The organism is Erythrobacter sp. SDW2 (genome assembly GCF_021431965.1).
In the GTDB taxonomy this organism is placed as follows: Bacteria; Pseudomonadota; Alphaproteobacteria; order Sphingomonadales; family Sphingomonadaceae; genus Parerythrobacter.
Window position 1 is genome coordinate 978973 of the sequence record NZ_CP090370.1, and the last position, 19606, is coordinate 998578.

Sequence of the window (19606 nt, forward strand, 5' to 3'; positions counted from 1 at the left end):
GGATATTCGCAAAGGGTTGCCTCGGGCGGCTGGCGTGCCATCGCGGCACACCAGCCCATGCGATTCCGCTAAAACCCGAAAGCGACACCCACACGCCCGCCGGTGGTGTTCTCCGCCGTAGAGCCGGCCACCCCGGCGGAGACATAGACCTTCTCCGCGACGCGCGCCGTCACCGCCCCGGCAAAGCCCTGCTCGCCCTGGTAGGTCGAGGCGTTGAGGCTGACCGAAAAATTACTGTCGGGCACGATCATGGTTCCGCCAAAGGCCATTGCCGCCGCAATGCCGCCGCGCATGCCGCTGTCGAGCTCATCGATGCGGAAGTTGACGTTGGCGAGGCCGCTTTCGAGGCCGGAGACGCGGCCGGTCAGCGCATCGAACTGCGCATCGGTGACCGCTGCGATATAGTCGAGCCCGACGCGGATGTCTTGCACCGCCGCCATGGACGCGACCGCGGTGGTGCCGAGCGTGCCGCTGGCATCGACGGTCACTGCCTGCACCGGGCCGACCTGCGCCGCGGTCGAGGCGGCGATATCACCGATCCGGACGGAGTTGCCGGTCCCACCGATGGTGACCTGGTTGGCTGCTGTGGTGGCCGCTCCCTTGCCGATGGCGGTCGAGTTGGTGAAACTCGCCGTGGCGCCATTGCCGACGGCGGTAGAGCCAAGACCGGAGCTCGAGGCGTCCGAGCCCACTGCGGTCGACAGCTGTCCGCCGGCGCTGGCCTGATAGCCGAGCGAAGTGCCCTGCGGCCCGCCCGCTGTGGCGAAGCGTCCCACCGCAGTGGCGTTGCCGGCGGTCGCCTGAGCGCCGCCGCCGATGGCGGTCGCGCTCCCGGCGGTGGCGCGGGCGCTGAGGCCGATGGCGACGCTGTTGTTGCCGCTGCTGAAAGCCAGCACACCGAGCGCACTGGAGTTGATCCCGCTGGCATTGGCGTCCGCCCCGAAGGCCGAGGCACGGTCGGCGCTTGCTTGCGCTCCCAGCGTGTTCACGTCGGTTCCGTCCGCGCCAATGGCGATGCTGGTCAAGCCTGTGGCCTGGGCTGCGCGTCCGATGGCGATGGCATTGCCGCCATTGGCGGTGGTGCGATCACCCGATGGCGAGACGTTGACGCCGCCCGAGCCATAGGAGCCGCCTGCCGAAGTGGTACCGCCGATGGCGATATTGCCGCCGGTTATCGCACCGCCTGCCGTCGTGGCAAAGCCGCCGATGGCGATGTCTGCGGCAAGCCCTGCTTGGGCCCCGACCCCGACGGCAAGCGCATCCTGCCCGGCCGTTGTAGCAACCCCCAGTGCAGTGCCATTGATCGCGCTTGAAATTGCCGACGCACCAAGGGCGGTCGAACCGAGGCCAGTCGCCGAGCTGCTGTTGCCGACGGCCGTGCCAGAATTGTCGGCAGCATTGGCGCGGTTGCCCAATGCTATCGTGTGCGCGCCGTTGGCCTCGCTGTCGCTGCCAATGGCGATCGAGTTGGTACTGGTCGAACGGGCCCCGATGCCGCTGCTGTCACCATCCGAACCAATGGCGATGGCGCGCAGGCCAGTGGCGTTGGCGCGCGATCCGACTGCGGTGGTGAACGTGTTGTTGGCAATGGTGTCTGAGCCGATGGCGGTCGAATCCGCCCCGCTGGCGGACGCCCCTGTAACGCCCCCATCCGATCCGTCGCCACCGATCGCCACGGCCCCGGCGGCGCTGGCACCCGCGCCGCGACCAACCGCCAGCGCGCCGTCGCCAGAGGCCAGAGAGGCCTGGCCGATGGCCGTCGCGTTGGCGACATTGGCAATTGCGCCTTGCCCGACGGCCAGCGAGTTCTGACCGGTAGCGTCTGCATTGTGGCCGAGCGCGGTGGCATCGGCAGCAGTGGCATCAGCCAGCCGCCCGATTGCAACGGTGCGATCGGCCGTGGCATTGCTGTTGGAGCCGATCGCGGTCGCAAAGGATGCCGTGCCCGTGTTCGCTCCTACCCCGCAGGCAAGCGAGGAATCGTCATTGTTGGACGCCGCCCCCCCGTCATTGTCGGTCGCGGCATCGACCACGCCGTCGTTGTCGCGGTCGAGCAGGCAATCGTCGGCCCGCACCGTGTCAGGCTGCAAGGCAAGCAGGGTCAGCGCCAGCGCAGATGTGCCTGAGAATGCAGCGGTCTTGCGGGTGGTCATGGAAAGTTTGGTCATGTGGGTCCTCCTCCATTGGCCGTGCGGAGAAGAGACAGCGGTTCCGCACGGCGATTAACGCCGATTGTCGTGCGGCCCGGATGTGATCGCGTGGAGCGATTCTTAAGGATGGGCTGAATGCGCCTGCTTGCGACCTGCGTCAAACGTCGAAAAAGGGCAGGCAAACGCAATCGGGGCCGCGTACCGGATTGGTACGCAGCCCTGTGCAGGTCTTTCTGCAGAATTACCCGGTGCGCCCCGGCGTTTCCCGAGCGCGCCGCGGTGTCTTCCCTACCGACATGGGCGGCCCTTTCGTGGGGCCGTCAACCACGCGACTTGCGATATGACGGCCCCGAAGGCACTTATCAGAAACCGAAGGCAACCCCGACCCTGCCGCCAGTGGAGTTGTCGGCGGTCGATCCAGCCACCCCGGCCGAAACATAGACCTTGGGGGCGACGCGCGCCGTCACCGCCCCGGAAAAGCCCTGTTCGCCGCCGTAGGTGGCCGCGTTGATGGCGATGGAGAAGGCCTTGTCCGGCACCATCACCGCGCTGCCCAGCGCCATCGCCGCAGCGATCCCGCCGGAGAGGCCCTTGTCCATTTCCTCGAGCCGGAAGTTGGTCTGGGCGAGGCCGTTCTCGAGGCTGGATACGCGTCCGGTCAGTGCATCGAACTGCGCATCGGTGATCGCCGCGATGTAATCGAGCCCGACGCGGATGTCCTGCACCGCTGCCATGGACGCGACCGCGGTGGTGCCGAGTGTTCCGCTGGCATCGACGGTCACCGCTTGCACCGGGCCGACCTGTGCTGCGGTCGAGGCGGCGACGTCACCGATCCGGACCGAGCTGCCGGTGCCGCCGATGGTGACCTGGTTGGCGGCAGTGGTGGTGGCGAGCGCACCAATCGCGGTCGAGTTGGTAAAGGCGGCGGTGGCGGTGTTGCCGATGGCGGTCGACCCCAAACCGGTGGCGTTGGCTTCGGAACCCACAGCGGTCGATTGCTGTCCGCCGGCATTGGCCTCATAGCCGACCGCGCTGGATTGCGGTCCGGTCGAGCTGGCAAAGCGGCCGACGGCGGTGGCATTGCCGCTGCTAGCGATAGCCCCGCCGCCCACAGCGGTGCTGCTGCCGCCGGTGGCCTGGGCACCGACCCCGTCGGCATCCGCACCGTCACCGCCGACCGCAACCGCGTTGTCGCCATCGGCGCTGGCGTTGGGACCGACAGCTGTGGAATTGGCTCCGTCGGCACTGGAATCGGGCCTGCAGGCTACGCTGACGTCGACATCGTTGGCGCTGGCGCCGAGAATGCCGTCAAGCAGCAAGGTGAGAATCCCGTCGCCATTGGCATCGAGCAAGCAAGATTGTGCCTGCACTTCCTCCGTAGGAGCGAGCGCCAGGGCTGCGGCCAGTGCGAGTGCCGATGCAGTTGGAAGTTTCGTATGTGTCATTCACTTATTCCTTCTGCGATCGAGCCTCGTCCCCACATTCGTAGAGAGCGAGTTTTTCGGAGTTGAACAATGCAAATTAATAACTATACGCATTGAAATATTTGCCATTTTTCACATAGAGCCAAGTTGCTATAGAATACGATGATTTAAAACTGTAAATAATTGCATTTTTATGTTTCTTTTGTCATATTTCTTTTATATGATATTTGCTCGTTGCGGTGTTGAAAGAAGGGGCCTCATCCATTGTCCGGATTTCGCGATGCGCCCGCTGGACGTCGTCTGCCAAAATGCCTATTCCTCGCGCATCCCCGGGGAGCCCGCTTGTGGCTGAGAGGGGCGTGTAAGCAGCGCCCGACCCGTCGAACCTGATCCCGTTAGCGCGGGCGGAGGGAAGGGTGGTCGGCGCCACATCTCCCCCCTGTCCGCACTGGCCGGATCGCGAGGAGCCTTGCCGTGGCCACAGCTGCTGACATGTCCGCCTGGATCGCCCTGTTCCTGGGGCTGGCAATCATGGCCGCGAGTGTTGCCGAGCTGCGCGCGCCGGGCGGCTGGATGAAGCTGGTCGAGGAACTGGAGGCGTCCTTCGCGCTGCGCTTCGTCGCCGGTTTCGTCACCGTCATGTTCGGCGCGCTCGTCTATCTCGCCAACCCGTGGGACCGGGGCGACTGGCTGAGCGTGCTGGTCACCGTCATCGGCGGGATCGGGGTGGCCAAGGGGCTGCTGATCCTCGCCGCGCCCGACCGGATCATGGGGCTGGGCCGCAGGATCCTCGGCAACCGCTCCACTGTCATCGCCGGGATCGACGCGCTGCTCGGCGCCGGCCTCCTCTTCGCCGCGCTCTCGCGGCTCCAGACCCTTTAACGAAAGACCTGACCCATGGCTGACATCAATTCGAAGCTCGAAATCGGCGTGACCACCGGCCCCATCCGCGGCTCCAAGAAGATCCATGTCGGTGCCCGGACCGGCAGCGGCGTGCGTGTGGCGATGCGCGAGATCTATCTCGAGGGCGGGGAAGAGCCGGTGCGGGTGTACGACACCTCCGGCCCCTATACCGACCCCGAGGCGACCATCGACATCCAGGCCGGCCTGGCCCCCTTGCGGCGCGAGTGGATCATGGCCCGCGGCGATGTCGAGGAATATGCCGCGCGCGAGGTCAAGCCGGAGGACAACGGCCAGCTGGGGCCTGACCGCTCAGGCGGCGTTCCGGCCTTCCCGAATGTCGCGAAGAAGGTGCTGCGCGCGAAGCCGGGGCAGAACGTCAGCCAGATGCACTACGCCCGGAAGGGCATCGTCACGCCCGAGATGGAATATGTCGCCGAGCGCGAGAACCTCGGGCGCGAAATGGCGCGCGAGCTGATCGCCGCCAACCGCGAAGGGACGCAAAGCTGGGGCGCCAGCATCCCCGATGTGATCACACCGGAGTTCGTCCGCGACGAGGTAGCGCGGGGCCGGGCCATCATCCCCAACAACATCAACCACCCCGAGAGCGAGCCGATGGCGATCGGCCGCAACTTCCTCGTCAAGATCAACGCCAATATCGGCAACAGCGCGGTCGCCAGCGACGTCGCCAGCGAGGTCGACAAGATGGTCTGGTCGATCCGCTGGGGCGCGGACACGGTGATGGACCTCAGCACCGGGCGCAACATCCACGACACCCGCGAATGGATCATCCGCAACAGCCCCGTCCCCATTGGCACTGTGCCGATCTACCAGGCGCTGGAAAAGGTCGGCGGCATTGCCGAGGAGCTGACCTGGGAAATCTTCCGCGACACGCTGATCGAGCAGGCCGAGCAGGGCGTGGACTACTTCACCATCCACGCCGGGGTCCGCCTGCCCTTCGTGCCGATGGCGGCCAACCGCGTCACCGGCATCGTCTCCAGAGGCGGCTCGATCATGGCGAAATGGTGCCTCGCGCATCACAAGGAATCGTTCCTCTACGAACGCTTCGACGAGATCACCGAGATCATGAAGGCCTATGACATCGCCTATTCGCTGGGCGACGGCCTGCGCCCCGGCAGCATCGCCGACGCCAATGACGAGGCCCAGTTTGCCGAGCTCTACACGCTCGGCGAGCTGACCCACCGTGCCTGGCAGCAGGACGTGCAGGTGATGATCGAAGGGCCGGGCCACGTGCCGATGCACAAGATCAAGGAGAACATGGACAAGCAACTCGAGGTCTGCGGCGAAGCGCCGTTCTACACCCTCGGGCCGCTCGTCACCGATATCGCGCCGGGGTATGACCACATCACCAGCGGCATCGGCGCGGCGCAGATCGGCTGGTACGGCACCGCGATGCTCTGCTACGTCACGCCCAAGGAACACCTCGGCCTGCCCGACCGCGACGATGTGAAGGTGGGCGTTGTGACCTACAAGCTCGCCGCCCACGCGGCTGATCTGGCCAAGGGCCACCCGGCCGCCAAGGTCCGCGACGACGCGCTGAGCAAGGCCCGCTTCGAATTCCGCTGGCGCGACCAGTTCAACCTCAGCCTCGACCCCGACACGGCCGAGCAATACCACGACCAGACCCTCCCGGCAGAAGGCGCCAAGACCGCGCATTTCTGCAGCATGTGTGGCCCTAAGTTCTGTTCGATGAAGATCAGCCAGGACGTGCGGGACTTTGCGAGCAAGCAGAACCAGGGCGCGGACGGCTTCGTCGCCAGCGCCCAGAGCGGGGCCGAAGCGGCTGCGGCAAGCCGCGAGGCGGCGCTGAAAGGGATGGAGGAGATGAGCCGCCGCTACAACGAAGGCGGGCGGGAGTTGTATATTGGGCAGGGTGACCGAGAGCGGGATTGATCGCGGAGCGAAGTGCAGCGACGAGCCTCCTCGAACAAATCATCTCAAGCAAATCGGGGCCTTCGGGCCCCGTTTTCGTTAAGCGACGGCGAGCGTCACATAAGCGGACGATACGTATCAAAAAGTGCGAAGAATCTTCATGAGTTGAAACAGCAAGTTACGTGGACAACACGCCTGATATGCTACCTTTTGCCCGCCTTTGTGGCATTCGCCGCTACCTATCAAGAAATCCTAGAGGCAATTTCTCGAAGAATTTCTGCTAATTTTCACCTCAATCCATTAAGGGTCAAAGAAACGAGAAAAAAGGTATCCACAGGCAATTTAGGTTAGCACTTGCGATTATCTCCATGGTGTCTAGATGTGATTCCTCGGAGGATCGCTCATGACGGTCAAAGTTCATCTTGAAGTAAAAGGCGCGGTTGTATCCGCGGAGGGTGACCAGGCGTTTGTTGAGGCGACCATCGAGCGTTGGAAGCATCTTCTTGAAAGGGAAATGGAGCGTACGGTCCCTGTAGCTACGCAGCCTCGGGAGTTGGCGCATGCGCCAAATCCTGGTGCTGATCCCAGCCAGCAATACGATAGCGTATTCGCCATGCACAATGACCGAATCAAGATAATTGCCACTATCCCCGGATCGTCCAAAGCGGAGCAAACTCGAAACGTGGCATTGCTGCTTTTGTACGGCGAGCATTTGCGCGGTGCCGACGAAGTCACCGCTGAAAGCATCAAGGACGCATGTGTCGATCAAGGATGTTACGACAACAAGAACTTCGCCACGCATCTGAAATCTCTAAAGCCGAAGGTGGTGATGGATCCTAAGCCGGGAGGAGACTACACTGTCAAATTGACCGCGCCTGGGCGAAAATCTGTGAAGGAATTAGTTGAACGCTTGAACAATCAGTAGTGGAGGCAAGCCGTGGGCGAAATCGATGCTATGAAATCCTTGGACGATTCCCTCTCGTCCTTAGAGAAGGACGCGCAGAGAAGAGTTCTGTCTTGGGCATGGTCAAAGTTCGTGGGCGCAGATTCCGGTGAGGCTGCACCGAACATCCAGGGCGTCAAGTCATCCGGCAAGAAGGTAGGAAAAAAGAAGGTCCCAAATAAGGGCGCTGCCCCAGCTTCCGGCAAGAAGACCGTCATTTCCATGGACAAATCACTGAACCTAAATCCCAGCGGAAAGACATCTGCTGAAGATTTTGTAGCGGCAAAGAAACCGTCCAACGTTCAGGAGAAGTGTGTTGTGGCCTGCTTCTATTTGCGCGACATGATGTCGGTGGCGCAGGTCAATGTGTCAGGCGTGTACACGTTTTTTAAACACGTGGGCTGGCCGTTGCCGACAGATTTGAAGAATGCTTTGCAAAAGGCGGGTTCGTCTGGATGGCTCGATACGGCCGATTCTGAAAACATCCTCATCACTTCGACGGGAGAGAATCTGGTCGAGCATAAGCTACCGAAATCAAAGGACTGAAGGCATGCTCAGCGGCATCCCAAGCGCCTTCGAACAAGAGCTCTTCCGGTGCTACAAAGAAATTGAGAGAAATTTCAGGGAGCGTCGTTGGGAGCCGGCAGAGCTTAATGGCGGCAAGCTTTGTGAGGCGAGTTACTCGATTCTCAAGGGCCATGTTGATAACTCATTCCCAGCAAAGCCATCGAAACCAAAGAACATGCTTGAAGCATGCAAGGCGCTTGAAAGCGCGCCGTCCACCTTCGGCAGGTCGATACGCCTCCAAATCCCTAGAATGCTCGTTGCTCTCTACGAGATACGAAACAACCGCAACGTCGGCCATATCGGTGGCGATGTTGACCCGAACCACATGGACGCAGTCTGCGTTTTGCAGATGTCAAAGTGGATTGTGGGAGAGTTTATCAGGCTTTTCCATAACGTCTCAGTTGAAGAGGCGTCCAACCTCGTTGAGGCACTCACCGAACGTCACATCGACGTTGTATGGCACACGGGGTCGAAGAAGCGCATATTGAAGCCTGGGCTTTCGATGATCCAGAAGGCCCTTCTTATGCTATATAGTGAGGCCGAGCCGATGAGTGAGGCCACGCTGGTGGATTATATTGAGCATTCCAATCCATCGGTTTTTCGCCGCGATGTGTTGAGAAAAGCGCATAGGGAAAAGCTGCTTGAATATGACGCGGTCAATAAGACGGTCGAGATTTCGCCACTTGGGATAAAGCTGGTCGAGGAAGGCATCCTGATTTAGATCGCGCCTAGTTCGACATCGAGAACAGGATTCGCATGTGGCCATACTACCGCTGCGGGAATTCGAAATTCCGGGGACAGGGAATTCCGGGGACAGCATACTTAATTCAAGCTCCTTGTGGGCACATCCTGCTGCTGTTATAACACCCGTATGAACAAGCCGCTCAAGATCACCCGCATCGGCAATTCCGCCGGGATCATCCTGCCCAAGGAGGTGCTGGCGCATCTCGATGTGGATGTGGGCGCTTCCCTGTCGATTGTCACCACGCCGCGCGGGATCGAGCTGTCAGCGGCAGAGCCGGACTTCGAGGCGCAGATGGCGGCGGCGCGGGAGGTCATGGCACGGCGCAAGCGTGCTTTGCGCGAACTCGCCAAGTAGGCGTGTCGAACCCCATCGTCTGGATCGCCACCGAAGTGGCGCTTGCTGCCCATGCCGAACAGCTGGCCGAGCATGGCGGAGGCGAGGGTGTGCGCGATGCCGGGGCGCTGGAAAGTGCCATGGCACGTCCGCGCTATCTCGCCGAATATGGCGATCCGGACATCACCGCGCTGGCCGCAGCCTACGCCTTCGGCATCGCCCGCAACCATCCCTTTGTCGATGGCAACAAGCGGACCGCGGCGGTTGTCAGCGAAACCTTCCTGATACTCAACGGCCATGCTTTGGAAGCGAGCGATGCCGAGGTGGTGGTGGCGTTCGTGGCCCTTGCCGCCGGGGAACTCAGCGAAGCCGAACTGGCCGACTGGTTCCGCACGCACCTCGCGGTCGGCTAGGCGGCGCGGCCTCCGCGTGCGGGTACCGCAGTCGGGGCAACCAGCTTTTCCACCAAGGCCCGCAATTCCCCCGGCGTCGTGTGCCCCGCGACGACCTCGTGGTACCCGATTCCCGCTTTCCTCAGCGCTTCCTTCTTCACCGCGTCCCGGGCGGCCGCCGCGCCGCCGTCCTGGTGGTGGCCGGTGCCCTGGTATTCGATCACGTGGCGCACGCAGGCCTTGTCATCCATCAGCGCGAAATCGACGCGCTTGCTGTTGATGGCGAAGAAGGCGTCCTTGTCCGGGCTGGCTAGAAATTCCCCCAGCGAAACCTGCGCCATCACCTGCCAGCCGGGGTTGCGCGCGATCACCGCCTTGTCGAGCGCGGAAAACACCGCCGCTTCGGGCCGGTTGAGCAGCGGGCGCGGGGTGAACCTGGCCGCCATGACGGTCTTGAGCTGGTCGGCTGCCAAGTCCGCGCGCTGCGCTTCCGGCTCTTTCCTCGGCGCTGACGCAACCCCCTTACCCTTACCGGAGCCCTTGCCAAAGCCCTTCCCCGAATTGCGCCCGCGCCAATAGGCTTTGCGCTTTTCGCGGTCGAACCCTTCAAGCGTCCGCTCCACCGTCGCCCCGATCAAAGCGCCGATCGCCAGGACGATGATCAGGGAAACCGGGCGGTCCAGCAAGAAGTTGATTGTTTCCATTTCTCTGTGTCCATCCGTCCAATGCTTGCAAGCGATCCAACCCTGGCCGCATCTCCAATACCCGGCCCACCGCAATATGTTGAAGCGCAATAGCATGGCGCACCTTTTCTTTTTATTACCGGGCCAGCGCGAAAATCATGCAAAACAATCGGCAACGTCATCGGGAAACACTTATCACATTCCCGTCACCCCGGGCTCGACCCGGGGTCCCGCTTTTCTGTCGCCGCACTTTAAAGAGAGCGGGACCCCGTCTCGGGGGCCGGGGTGGCGGGTTTGGGTGGTGGGGTGATGACCTGGCGCGCGGCGATAGGAAGACCGTCGCAGCCTTCTGAACGGCTCTCTGGACGTGTCCGACGCTTTGGCCCGCGCCCGATAACGCCAGCCACACCTCCGGCACCGGGAACCCCGACGCCCCGTTCGCGCTGTTACCTGCATGACGCACATCGCAGCCCCGCTCGCCTTCCTTGCCATCGCCCCGTTGGCACTCGTCGCCTGTTCGCAGGAGCCGTCCGCGCCTGCCGACGAAGGCGGCGCTCCTGCCGTCCCGTCCGCCACGCCCGCGCCCGCGCGTTCGATGCCGCCCGCCGATGCCGGCAAGACGTTTCCCTCCGGCGCATGGGAGACGGTGGCCAGCGGCGAGGGCGACGGGTTGTTCTTCGGCGTGACCGAGGGCGAACCGGCCCGGGTGCACCTGTTCTGCCCGGCGGAGGGCGGGCTGCTGGTCAACGTCAACGGCTTCCGCCCGATCGGCAGCGAGGAGCGGATGGCGCTGGGTTCGGGCGGCACGGTCGTCACGCTGGTCGCCGATCCGGCGGGCGATGCGAGCCGCGGCGGGGTGAGCGGGGAAGGGCCGGTGCCGGCCGAGCTCCCGGCGATCCTCACCGGGGCGGAGGGTGTGGGGGTCAGTTACGGTGCGCAGACCGTGGCGCTGCCGCCGGTGCCCGCCGCGATCGCGCGCGCCTTCGTCACCGGCTGCACCGACTGACGTCCCAAAACACTTTCCTACACACCCCCGGCCGTGGCTTATCTTCAGCGATGAGCGACGAACCCGAACCGCACCCCGAACCGCACCCCGATCCGGCCCCGCCCGCCCCGTCCCCCGACAACACTCGCTGGACGGGGGCGAAGGCGATGGCGTTCCTCAAGGCGCTGGCGCAGCATGGCAAGGTCGCCCGCGCCGCGCGCAGTGTCGGGATGAGCCGGCAGGCGGCCTATCGCCTGCGCGCACGGGCGCCCAATTTCGCCGATTTCTGGGACGGGGCCCTGGTCGAGGCGGCGCGGCGCAAGGAACTCGCACGGCAAGCCCGCGCGCCGGTCCATCCGATGCTCGCCAGGGTGCGGTTGCCGCAGCCGCCCCGGCCTTCGGCCCCGCCTCCACGTGCGGGCGAGCGGCGATGACCGCTCTCGCCGGGCCGGGCGGCGGGCGCGAGGGTGGCCGGGTGACAGTCCGGGCGTACAAGGTTCACACTACCGGCCCGGCCGGTGACGCTCTGCGCCGCGACAGTGACGCTTCGGGCCGGACAGTGACAGTTTCGCCGCCGACAGTCACACAAGCCGGGTTTTTCCCTCAGGACAGTGTGACAAGTGTCACATGCGGGGCAGGGGTGGCGGTGCGGCAATCGTTAGGCGATGGGCCAATCCTGTGCTACGGTGCCCCCGCTGACGTCGAATATTGCGACGGACTTCGAAATTTGCGCTCCGCCGCTTGCCTGTTCCGACAGGCCCCGGCGTTAACCGGACGACGACTTCCTTTCACTGGACGAACTGACGCACGACCGCGCCGCATGTCGCTGCGCGGCAACCACACGCGTTCTTGAAAGGAACACATCATGGCCAAGACCGGCACCGTCAAATTCTTCAACATCGACAAGGGCTACGGCTTCATTTCGCCCGATGACGGCTCGAATGACAGCTTCGTCCACATCACTGCCGTGCAGGCAGCGGGCATGACCACGCTCGACAAGGACCAGCGCCTCAACTTCGACGTCGAACAGGGCCGCAACGGCAAGGAAAGCGCCGTCAACCTGTCGGCTGCCGACTGATCGGGTTCCCGCCCGCCCTGCCTGTGTGGCGGGGCGGGCGGAGCCACCACCATACGAGGCGGGACAATGATGAATCACACCTACGAATTCTACATGACCCGCGCCCGCGAGGCCGAGACCGCGGCTGCCGCCGCGACACTCGACAATGTCCGCGACCGCGAACTGCGCGCCGCGAAGACCTGGATCGGGCTGGCCGACCAGGCTCACCGCGTCGCCGCCGAACGCGCCAAGGGTGAACGCGCCAAGGTCCTGCAACGCGAACAGGAAGCCGAAGCCCGGCGGCTGTCCTGAAGTCGGGAACCGCGAGGCGAGCCGATGGTTGCTTTCGAATGGACCATCGCCTTACGCCGCTCGCCATCCTGTCCGCCGTTGCCTTGCTCGCCGCCTGTTCGCAGGAGTCTGCGCAAGTCGAGGAAGAGGCTGCAAGCGAGACACTTGCGAGCCCGAGCGCCGCGCCCGATGCCAAGCCGCTCAATAGTCCGTCAGCAACACCTGTGCTCGCGCTCGATGGGTTCGATGACCTGGTCATCGGCAAGCCCGTGCCCGAGAGCAGCAGCTTCGCCCTGCGCGGCGCACAGGCATCGGACACCTGCCTGATCTACAGCTCGACCGAGTATCCGGGGCTTTACGCCATCGTCGAAGGCGATGCGGTGCGGCGGATCACGGTCGCCGGCGATTCGACCGTAAAGCTGGTCGAAGGGATCGGCGTCGGCTCGACCGAGGAGGAAGTGCTCACCGCCTTCCCGGGGTTCGTCTCGAGCCCGCACAAATATGTCGAGGCGCCTGCCAAGTACCTCCAGCAGCCCGGCAACGAGCCGCGGCTGCGGTTCGAAATCGACACGCAGGGCAAGGTCAGCGCGATCCACGCCGGCATGCCACCGCAGCTCGAATACGTCGAGGGCTGCTCCTAGAGACAGGGGTATCCGTCACCGCTTGCGGACGAACTCTGCGCACTGGACCAGCCCCTCGATGCCGGTAAACTTGGAGTCGATCTCCTGCGCGTCGCCGGCCCGCCTCCGATCGCTTTGCCGGGAGTTCGGACGCAGGCATCCACTCGCCGCTGTCGTCATATACGTAGTCGTCGCCACTCACCGGTGGTGCTTTCGGTGGGATCGCAATGGTTTGCGCGCACTTTCGGCATGGCGGAGGCCGACACCATTCTCGAACCGCGACACCCCACCAACGTTCCGCCGCTAGCCAATCTCTCATTGCCGAAATCGCTGGCAATTCCCGCCATGCTTCCCACATCGAAGATACAACATCACGACCGAGAGGAGCTTTTCCCAATGCAGATACAGTTCAACTCCGATAGCAGCGTCATGGGCACGCAGAACGTCGCCTCGCGGATCGAGCAGAAGGTTCGTGAGAAGCTGGCGCGGTTCGAGGAGCGGCTGACGCGGCTGGAGATCCACGTCCATGACGAGAACGCGCACAAGCACGGGCATGACGACAAGGCCTGCACCATCGAGGCGCGCCCGCGCGGTGGCAGGCCGATCGGAGTGACCGAGAACGCCTCCACCGTTGACGATGCCGCGCGCAAAGCGGCGACGACCCTGGCCCAGCGGCTCGAACGCTTCTTCGGCAGGAACGAACGCCACGGCCACGATCCGCGACCCGACAAGGCGCTGTGACTTCAGCCTTTCCCGCTACTGGGGTTGACATCGCCCAGCCCCGGCAATGACTACTCCACCACCATCAGTTCGACCCGGCGTGCCTGTTCGGGCGTCACTGCGGTGGTGGTCGTGTTATCCGGCCTGACGAGATCGGTCCGGCCTTCATCAACACCCAGAGCCACCAGCGCGGCCTGTACCGCCTGGGCGCGGTTCTTGGATAACTCGGCATTGGCGGTGGCATCGCCCGACGGGTCGTTGAATCCGGAAATGGCGACCTTGGCGTCGGGATTGGCCTTGAGGTACTCCAGCACCGGCGCGGCAGCGGCGGCGAACTCAGGCGAGACTTCGGTCTTCCCGCTCTCGAAATAGGTCGTGACCATCGGCGTACCATCGCGCTCGCCCGCGACGACACCGGCACCATCGGGGACCGCGGGCTCTGCAGTGTCGGCCGGAGCAGCCGCGGGCGCAAGCGCAGCGACTGGAGCTGTGGGCGGTGCGGCCTCTTCGGCAGGGCGGCTGATCCAGTAGGCCAGCAACGCAGCCACGGCGATCCCGCCGACCACGACTGCAAGCGCCAGGCACCCCATCCCGACAATGCCGTCATCCTGGTACCCACCGCGCCGCTCCCCGCCTGAAGCGGCAGGCGACGGCTTGGATGCGAGCTTGGCCTGGGCTACAGGAGCTGCAGTAGGTTCAGGCGCTAAAGGGACGGCGTTTGGCACCGGATCGGGCACCGGCGCAACGGGTGGCTCGGGCGCTGCGGCAGCGATGGGCATCGACGCGAGCGACGCAGATCCCCCGACTGGAGCCGCTGCTGCGCTGCCACCGATGCGCCCGGTTTTCGTGCCCCCGAACAGGTCGAGCATGTCGAAGTGTTCAGCCAGCAGGTAGTACACGGTGACCCGGTTCTTGGAGGAATCGCCCTTCATCCGCTCTCCAACGCCCGCAATAGCGCTGTCGAGCGTGGCATCGTCATCGGTCAGCGCCAGCTTCTTGCGGAGGAAGTTGTCGCGGACCCGCGCCGTCTCCTTGGGATCAGCAAACGAAACCAGCGAAGTGTCGCGCTTCCTCAGCGCGATGCCGCAATAGTTGACGATCTTCTTGACCACGACCTCATCGGCATCGGCGACGTAGGTGCGGACATGTGCCAGCCAGTCTTGATCCATGACGTACTCCCGCAGGCCGCCCAAGCGGCAGCATCGGTCAGCCCGTCTGATATGCTTCGTATTCCCTCGATGGACTCGGGCCGAGCGGAGTAAGTCTATCCCATTGCTTGGTAATGGCCAACCATCGCCTTCGGCGAACCGCGAGAGTTAACGTCCCGGTTACCCCGCCATCCTAGAAACGCGATTTCCGAGAGCGCGGGATCCGTGACCGGACCGGGGGAAACACGCCGCATGACGCTCCATCCGCTGCAACACGCTTTCGCACCGCTGGAGGGAGAGACTGCCTGGCTTGAAGGTCTGCGCCATCTTGCGGAGCGTGGTGACTTCGCCGCCATCGAAGCACAACTGGTCGAAGCGCTTGCCGCGCTCGACAGCGACCTGGCGCGGCAGTGTCTGGACCTCGCTGCCAGCAAGGTTCGCCTGTCGGGCTGGCAAGCGATGGTGGAAGCGATCGAGGAGTGGGAGGGCGACGCGGTTGCCGGCGTGGCTATCGGTCTCCTCAACGATCCCGATGTGGCCTTCGACAAGGAAGGACAGCACCGGCCCGAACTGACCTATGGCGTCTATTGCGATGGCGAATTCGCCTGGTCGCAGGCCAGCAATGCGGACTTGCTGGCGGCGACAGCGAGCGGTGCGCCGGAATGGGCCGGGTCCGAGGAGGACATCGAGCTCTTCCTCGCGGTCGACGGGCTCGAATGGCTCAACACGGCCCTGCTTCGCCACAAGCATCGCCACTTCTTTCGCGATGGCCACCCGCATGTGGCACCGCGCGGCTATGTCGAGTTCGTGCTCGCCAGCTGGTTTCGTGCGCTGCGTTTCCACCAGGCAGTAGCTGAAGAGCAGGCGCGGCAGCCGCTGCCGGGTGGGGCGCGGGTGCTGTCGGGTCTGATCGACATGCGACCCGATGTGGCAATGGTCCATGGAGCGGCGCCGCTGGCCCGGCCGGCGGGCGAAGAAGCCCACGTCGAAACCGCATCGCTGTTGTCGCTCCCGAGCCAACTGCGCGGGGCCATTCTGGAAGAAGAACCCGACGTGCCAAACATTCGCCAAAAGGTTGCCCGCAACGCGCCGCCTGTCGCAGTGGAGGAGCAGCCTCAACGCCCCGGCTTCTTCGCCCGGCTGTTCCGGCGCAAGGCAGCCTGACCGGGGTACTCTGCCGCACCGTTGACTCGCAAGCGAACGCTCCGCACAGCGGCGCGCAATGAGCATTCTTGTTGACCAGGCCGAAGCCGCGATGCGGCAGGGGCGCTTTGCCGAGGCGCGAGGCGCGCTGGAGCAGGCACTGGCCAGCGAGCTGACTGTGCAGCAGGCAAGCGAGGCTCGGTCGATGCTTGGCCTCGCAATGGTAGCGCTTGGGCAGGCGAGTGAAGCGCTGCCGCATTTGCGCGCCGCGGTGGCGGCAGAGCCGGGCGAGGCGATGTTCCGCTACAATCTGGGCCGTGGCCTGACGGCAGCGGGGGACCATGCGGGGGCACTGGCAGAACATGCCGAGGCGGTGCGGCTCGCGCCTGACATGGCCGCGTTGGAGATCGCGCTGGCACAGGCGCAACTCACCGCCGGAAAGCCGGGCGAAGCGCGCATCTTGCTGGAGAAGTACGCCGCCAATCCGCAGTCCCCGGCTGTGCTCACACGGTTGCTGGTGCAGGCACGGGCTGGCACAGGCGATACCCATGCCGCGCTGGATGCGGCAAGGCTATTGGTGCCCGATGACGTTGTGAGTGCGGATGCCCAAGCCCGTGCCGATGTAATGACAGCAGCCAGCCTCGCGCACGCTGCTATGGCCTATGGCGAGGCAGTCAGCTTGCTGCAGGACCTGGTAAGACGCGATCCCGCCGATGCCGATGTGGCGACGATGCTGGCGCAGCTGCTGCTGTGGACCAAGGGACCGGAGGACGCGCGCGAACTCCTGGTGAAGGCGCGCAAGGCGGGCGCGACATCTCCGCGCTTGCTGGTAGAGCTCCTGACCCATGGCGAGCCTGTCCATGCCGAAGCCGAAGCCATGGCGGATCGCGGCGACATTCCGGCAACCGAGCGTGCCGACCTGCTGCTGGCACTGGCGCAAGCGGCCGATCGGTCTGGCAATGCGGCAAGGGCCTGGGACCTGGCAGCACAGGGTAAGGCCCTTGTCCCGCGAGAGGCCCGACGCGATTGGAGGGCCACGCTCGAGCGGCAGATGGCGATCTATCGGGGGAGCAGCCCTGCCAGTATCAACCATGCGCCGCCGCAACATCTCTACCTGCTCGGCACCCCCCGTTCGGGACAGTCGCTGGTGCAGTCGATCCTCGCTGCCGAACCAGGCGTTGCCTCGGCGGGCGAACGCGGTGCGCTGCTGCAACACCTGCTGTTTCGCGATGCGGAGATCGCCGCCATGGACAAGCTTCGGCGCCATGGCCTGTTAAACGATCTCGCCGTGGCGGATCGTCGCGGGATCGAGCGGCTGGTGGGCACACCGCAATGGGTGGTCGACAAGTCACCGCTGCATTTCGCGATCGCGGGCAACATCGCGCGGGTCCATCCCGGCGCGCGCTTTGCAGCTGTGCTGCGCGATCCGGCCGATGTCGCGGTCTCGATCTGGCTGCGGCGTTTCCCGCCCGTCTACGATTACGCCAATGATTTCGGCGCGATCCTCGAGCATCTCGATATCGCACTCGATGCCATTGCGGCGTGGCGATCAGAAGGTCTGGCGATCAGGTTCGTCGACTTTGCCGAATTGGTCGCCGATCCGGCGGGTCAGGGCGCAGAGCTGTTCGGCTGGTTGGGACTCGACTGGCAGGATATGTATCTCGATCCGGCCAACCGGACGGAACCCGTGCCGACCTATAGCGCGGCGCAAGTGCGCCAGGCCATCGGGCAAGGCGGTTCGCGGGGGGCAGGCCCGTATGCATCGCAGATCGCGCCCTATGCCGACAAGATCGACGCGCTTCGCACGAAGCAGCAAAGGCTGCTCGCTTCCGGCTAGCGGCCATTCGGTTGTAGACAGCAACCGGTATCGGTGGAATCCTGTCCCGCGACATCGATCCATCAATGCGGAGGGAGGGGCTGCATGGGCGAGACTAAACCCAGGTATCGTGTCGAATTCGTCGAACGCACCGGCATGCGGCGGCTGGAGGAGCGGCGGGGCTATGCCAGGCTGCTGATGCCGCTGGCGGGCAATGAGAACCACGTCGATGTGATGTATCTTGGCGCCTACACCGTGCTGGCGGAAGCGGTGGCGGCGGTCCCAGGCATCTCGGTGCTCGACACCGCGCGCTTCTTTCCGATCATCAAGGATATCTCTGTCGACTTCCACAAGTCGGCGGCGAGCGATGTGACTGCGGAGTATGGTCTCAGCGACGAGCATATCGAAGAACTGCTGGCCGATCTCGAGCGCAAGGGCAGCGCCGGATACGTCGCCGAGTTCCCGATGCACGATGCGGATGGCACCCATGTTGCGACCGGGCGCGTGACGGTAAAACTGCTCAGCCACGGCTGGAAGCGGCCCACCTAGGCCGCGTCGCTCTATTGCGGCTTTGCGAGCAGGGCCCGCGGCGAGCTCCTCCGTTCCGCATCCGGCTCCGGCTCGACCGTGGCGACTGTCGTCTCGGTTCCTCGCGAGACAGTCACGGTCGTCAACTCGGGCCGTGGGGAAAGCAGCGGCTCGTCGAGCGAAGGCGAATCGGCATATACTGCTGCCTCGACGGCAGGCGCGGGCTGGGCCTCAAGCACCGCTTCCTCCCGCTGCGCAAAAACCGGCTCCGGGAAATCGGGGTACCGGTTGGCGTAGAGGCCCCGGGCGGACAGTTCATATACTTCGTACCGACCGCTCGGCGTCTCGATCGGATAATGATCCGGCAGTGGTGGCTGGACTTCGGCCGATCCAGCGACATCGCTGATCGGTTGCGGTTGCGGTTGCGGTTGCGGTTGCGGCAATTCGAAATCGTAGGCGGTGCGATACTGCATGGCTGAAGAGCCAACGGCAGTGCCCGTCAAGGCTCCGGAAATGCACGCCGCGATCCCGGCGATTGTCAGCACGGTCATCACGTCCCTTCGTCTATTCGCGGGTTCAAGGCTGCGCATGCGATACTCTCCGACTTTTGCGCCAGACGTCCCGTTATCAACCGATCGGGCGGGGTGTATGTTCCCGGCACATCTGGGGCAGAGACGGCGGGCGCAGGAGGAGAAGCGGCAGCCATTATTCGCGCGACTTCCGTCAGCCTCCGGACGCCGGATGCAGGCGGCGAGGGTCGGCCAGCCCGGCAGGCCTAGTCGAAACTGAAGCCCTCGGCTTCCGCCTCGGCGATCACTTCCGCCCCGGTCTTGGCCGGCGCACGGTCGGCAAAGCTGTAGTAGCCGGGTTTCTCGTCGATGAAGATCTGTTCGCGCATGGCGTACTCCTCGGGCAGATCGAACAGTCCGGCGAGGAAGCAGATGTGGTTGCCCGGCTTGAAGTGGTACCACAGCCCGCTGCCGCAACGGTTGCAGAAGGCCCGTTCCGCCCATCCCGAGGAGACGTAGCGGGTGATGTGCTCCTCACCGGTCAGAGTCATCGCCTCTGGCTTGATTCCGCGCAGCGTTAGCAAGGGTGCCCCTGCCCACTGCTGGCACATCTTGCAGTGGCAGGCATCGATACCGGGGCGCTCCTGCTGGAAGGCCAGGCGCACTGCACCGCACAGGCATTGGCCCTGTAAGTGGTCGGACATTGTAACGCTCCCTCCGCTAAATCAACGGGCGCTGGACGGTGCTGCGCCGCTCGGT

General features: G+C 64.2%; 22 protein-coding genes and 1 riboswitch. Of the genes, 16 read left to right on the forward strand and 6 right to left on the reverse strand.

Annotation, left to right across the window (positions count from 1 at the left end; all coding sequences use genetic code 11):
• Nucleotides 1–68: 68 nt before the first annotated feature.
• Both LY632_RS04765 and LY632_RS04770 read right to left on the reverse strand, forming a co-directional pair.
• A complete protein-coding gene (locus LY632_RS04765) occupies nucleotides 69–2168 on the reverse strand; it encodes a YadA-like family protein (protein WP_234092660.1) in 2100 nt (699 codons plus the stop codon).
• Nucleotides 2169–2512: 344 nt separating this feature from the next.
• The gene (locus LY632_RS04770) at nucleotides 2513–3595 is read right to left on the reverse strand and encodes a YadA-like family protein (protein ID WP_234092661.1); all 1083 of its coding nucleotides are present in this window, start codon (nucleotides 3593–3595) and stop codon (nucleotides 2513–2515) included.
• Nucleotides 3596–3894: 299 nt separating this feature from the next.
• Nucleotides 3895–4004, forward strand: a riboswitch (TPP riboswitch).
• A gap of 44 nt (nucleotides 4005–4048) precedes the next feature.
• Here LY632_RS04770 and LY632_RS04775 point away from each other — a divergent pair.
• From LY632_RS04775 to LY632_RS04805, 7 genes are all read left to right on the forward strand, one after another.
• Nucleotides 4049–4456, forward strand: coding sequence for a hypothetical protein (locus LY632_RS04775; protein ID WP_234092662.1), 408 nt, complete (start codon nucleotides 4049–4051; stop codon nucleotides 4454–4456).
• Between the two features lie 15 nt (nucleotides 4457–4471).
• Nucleotides 4472–6388, forward strand: a complete 1917-nt coding sequence (gene thiC, locus LY632_RS04780) for a phosphomethylpyrimidine synthase ThiC (RefSeq protein WP_234092663.1) — start codon at nucleotides 4472–4474, stop codon at nucleotides 6386–6388.
• Nucleotides 6389–6770: 382 nt separating this feature from the next.
• Nucleotides 6771–7292, forward strand: a complete 522-nt coding sequence (locus LY632_RS04785; protein ID WP_234092664.1) for a hypothetical protein — start codon at nucleotides 6771–6773, stop codon at nucleotides 7290–7292.
• A 12-nt stretch (nucleotides 7293–7304) separates the two neighbouring features.
• Nucleotides 7305–7856 carry a hypothetical protein gene (locus LY632_RS04790; protein ID WP_234092665.1) on the forward strand — a complete coding sequence of 184 codons (552 nt, stop codon included), beginning with the start codon at nucleotides 7305–7307 and terminating at the stop codon, nucleotides 7854–7856.
• Nucleotides 7857–7860: 4 nt separating this feature from the next.
• Complete coding sequence (locus LY632_RS04795; RefSeq protein WP_234092666.1) at nucleotides 7861–8598, forward strand: hypothetical protein; 738 nt, start codon at nucleotides 7861–7863, stop codon at nucleotides 8596–8598.
• Nucleotides 8599–8748: 150 nt separating this feature from the next.
• Nucleotides 8749–8976: an AbrB/MazE/SpoVT family DNA-binding domain-containing protein gene (locus LY632_RS04800; RefSeq protein ID WP_234092667.1), complete on the forward strand. Its 228-nt coding sequence runs from the start codon at nucleotides 8749–8751 to the stop codon at nucleotides 8974–8976.
• A gap of 2 nt (nucleotides 8977–8978) precedes the next feature.
• Nucleotides 8979–9368 (forward strand): type II toxin-antitoxin system death-on-curing family toxin, encoded by a 390-nt coding sequence (locus tag LY632_RS04805; RefSeq protein WP_234092668.1) that lies wholly within the window; start codon nucleotides 8979–8981, stop codon nucleotides 9366–9368.
• Here the strand turns inward: LY632_RS04805 and LY632_RS04810 are convergent.
• Nucleotides 9365–10051, reverse strand: a complete 687-nt coding sequence (locus tag LY632_RS04810; protein ID WP_234092669.1) for a DUF2726 domain-containing protein — start codon at nucleotides 10049–10051, stop codon at nucleotides 9365–9367. The two genes, LY632_RS04805 and LY632_RS04810, sit on opposite strands and share 4 nt — an antisense overlap.
• A 433-nt stretch (nucleotides 10052–10484) precedes the next feature.
• Between LY632_RS04810 and LY632_RS04815 the strand changes: the two genes are divergently transcribed.
• The 6 genes from LY632_RS04815 (at nucleotide 10485) to LY632_RS04840 (ending at nucleotide 13724) form a co-directional block, all read left to right on the forward strand.
• Nucleotides 10485–11036: a hypothetical protein gene (locus LY632_RS04815; RefSeq protein ID WP_234092670.1), complete on the forward strand. Its 552-nt coding sequence runs from the start codon at nucleotides 10485–10487 to the stop codon at nucleotides 11034–11036.
• A 50-nt stretch (nucleotides 11037–11086) separates the two neighbouring features.
• On the forward strand, nucleotides 11087–11449 hold the full coding sequence (locus LY632_RS04820) for a LysR family transcriptional regulator (RefSeq protein WP_234092671.1): 363 nt from the start codon (nucleotides 11087–11089) through the stop codon (nucleotides 11447–11449).
• A 431-nt stretch (nucleotides 11450–11880) separates the two neighbouring features.
• Nucleotides 11881–12093, forward strand: a complete 213-nt coding sequence (locus tag LY632_RS04825) for a cold-shock protein (protein ID WP_234092672.1) — start codon at nucleotides 11881–11883, stop codon at nucleotides 12091–12093.
• Between the two features lie 66 nt (nucleotides 12094–12159).
• On the forward strand, nucleotides 12160–12384 hold the full coding sequence (locus LY632_RS04830) for a hypothetical protein (protein WP_370636557.1): 225 nt from the start codon (nucleotides 12160–12162) through the stop codon (nucleotides 12382–12384).
• A gap of 38 nt (nucleotides 12385–12422) precedes the next feature.
• A complete protein-coding gene (locus LY632_RS04835) occupies nucleotides 12423–13004 on the forward strand; it encodes a hypothetical protein (RefSeq protein ID WP_234092673.1) in 582 nt (193 codons plus the stop codon).
• A gap of 375 nt (nucleotides 13005–13379) precedes the next feature.
• On the forward strand, nucleotides 13380–13724 hold the full coding sequence (locus tag LY632_RS04840; RefSeq protein WP_234092674.1) for an HPF/RaiA family ribosome-associated protein: 345 nt from the start codon (nucleotides 13380–13382) through the stop codon (nucleotides 13722–13724).
• A gap of 50 nt (nucleotides 13725–13774) precedes the next feature.
• Here the strand turns inward: LY632_RS04840 and LY632_RS04845 are convergent, their stop codons facing one another.
• Nucleotides 13775–14872 carry a DUF2853 family protein gene (locus LY632_RS04845; RefSeq protein WP_234092675.1) on the reverse strand — a complete coding sequence of 366 codons (1098 nt, stop codon included), beginning with the start codon at nucleotides 14870–14872 and terminating at the stop codon, nucleotides 13775–13777.
• Between the two features lie 231 nt (nucleotides 14873–15103).
• Here LY632_RS04845 and LY632_RS04850 point away from each other — a divergent pair, with 231 nt between their 5' ends.
• The 3 genes from LY632_RS04850 (at nucleotide 15104) to LY632_RS04860 (ending at nucleotide 18359) form a co-directional block, all read left to right on the forward strand.
• On the forward strand, nucleotides 15104–16015 hold the full coding sequence (locus LY632_RS04850; RefSeq protein WP_234092676.1) for a hypothetical protein: 912 nt from the start codon (nucleotides 15104–15106) through the stop codon (nucleotides 16013–16015).
• Between the two features lie 58 nt (nucleotides 16016–16073).
• Nucleotides 16074–17831, forward strand: a complete 1758-nt coding sequence (locus LY632_RS04855; protein WP_234092677.1) for a tetratricopeptide repeat-containing sulfotransferase family protein — start codon at nucleotides 16074–16076, stop codon at nucleotides 17829–17831.
• A gap of 84 nt (nucleotides 17832–17915) precedes the next feature.
• The gene (locus LY632_RS04860; RefSeq protein ID WP_234092678.1) at nucleotides 17916–18359 is read left to right on the forward strand and encodes a PaaI family thioesterase; all 444 of its coding nucleotides are present in this window, start codon (nucleotides 17916–17918) and stop codon (nucleotides 18357–18359) included.
• Between the two features lie 11 nt (nucleotides 18360–18370).
• Here LY632_RS04860 and LY632_RS04865 read toward each other — a convergent pair whose 3' ends face one another.
• Together LY632_RS04865 and LY632_RS04870 are read right to left on the reverse strand one after the other, a co-directional pair.
• Nucleotides 18371–18889, reverse strand: coding sequence for a hypothetical protein (locus LY632_RS04865; RefSeq protein ID WP_234092679.1), 519 nt, complete (start codon nucleotides 18887–18889; stop codon nucleotides 18371–18373).
• 224 nt (nucleotides 18890–19113) lie between these two features.
• The gene (locus tag LY632_RS04870; RefSeq protein WP_234092680.1) at nucleotides 19114–19551 is read right to left on the reverse strand and encodes a GFA family protein; all 438 of its coding nucleotides are present in this window, start codon (nucleotides 19549–19551) and stop codon (nucleotides 19114–19116) included.
• Between the last annotated feature and the right edge of the window lie 55 nt (nucleotides 19552–19606).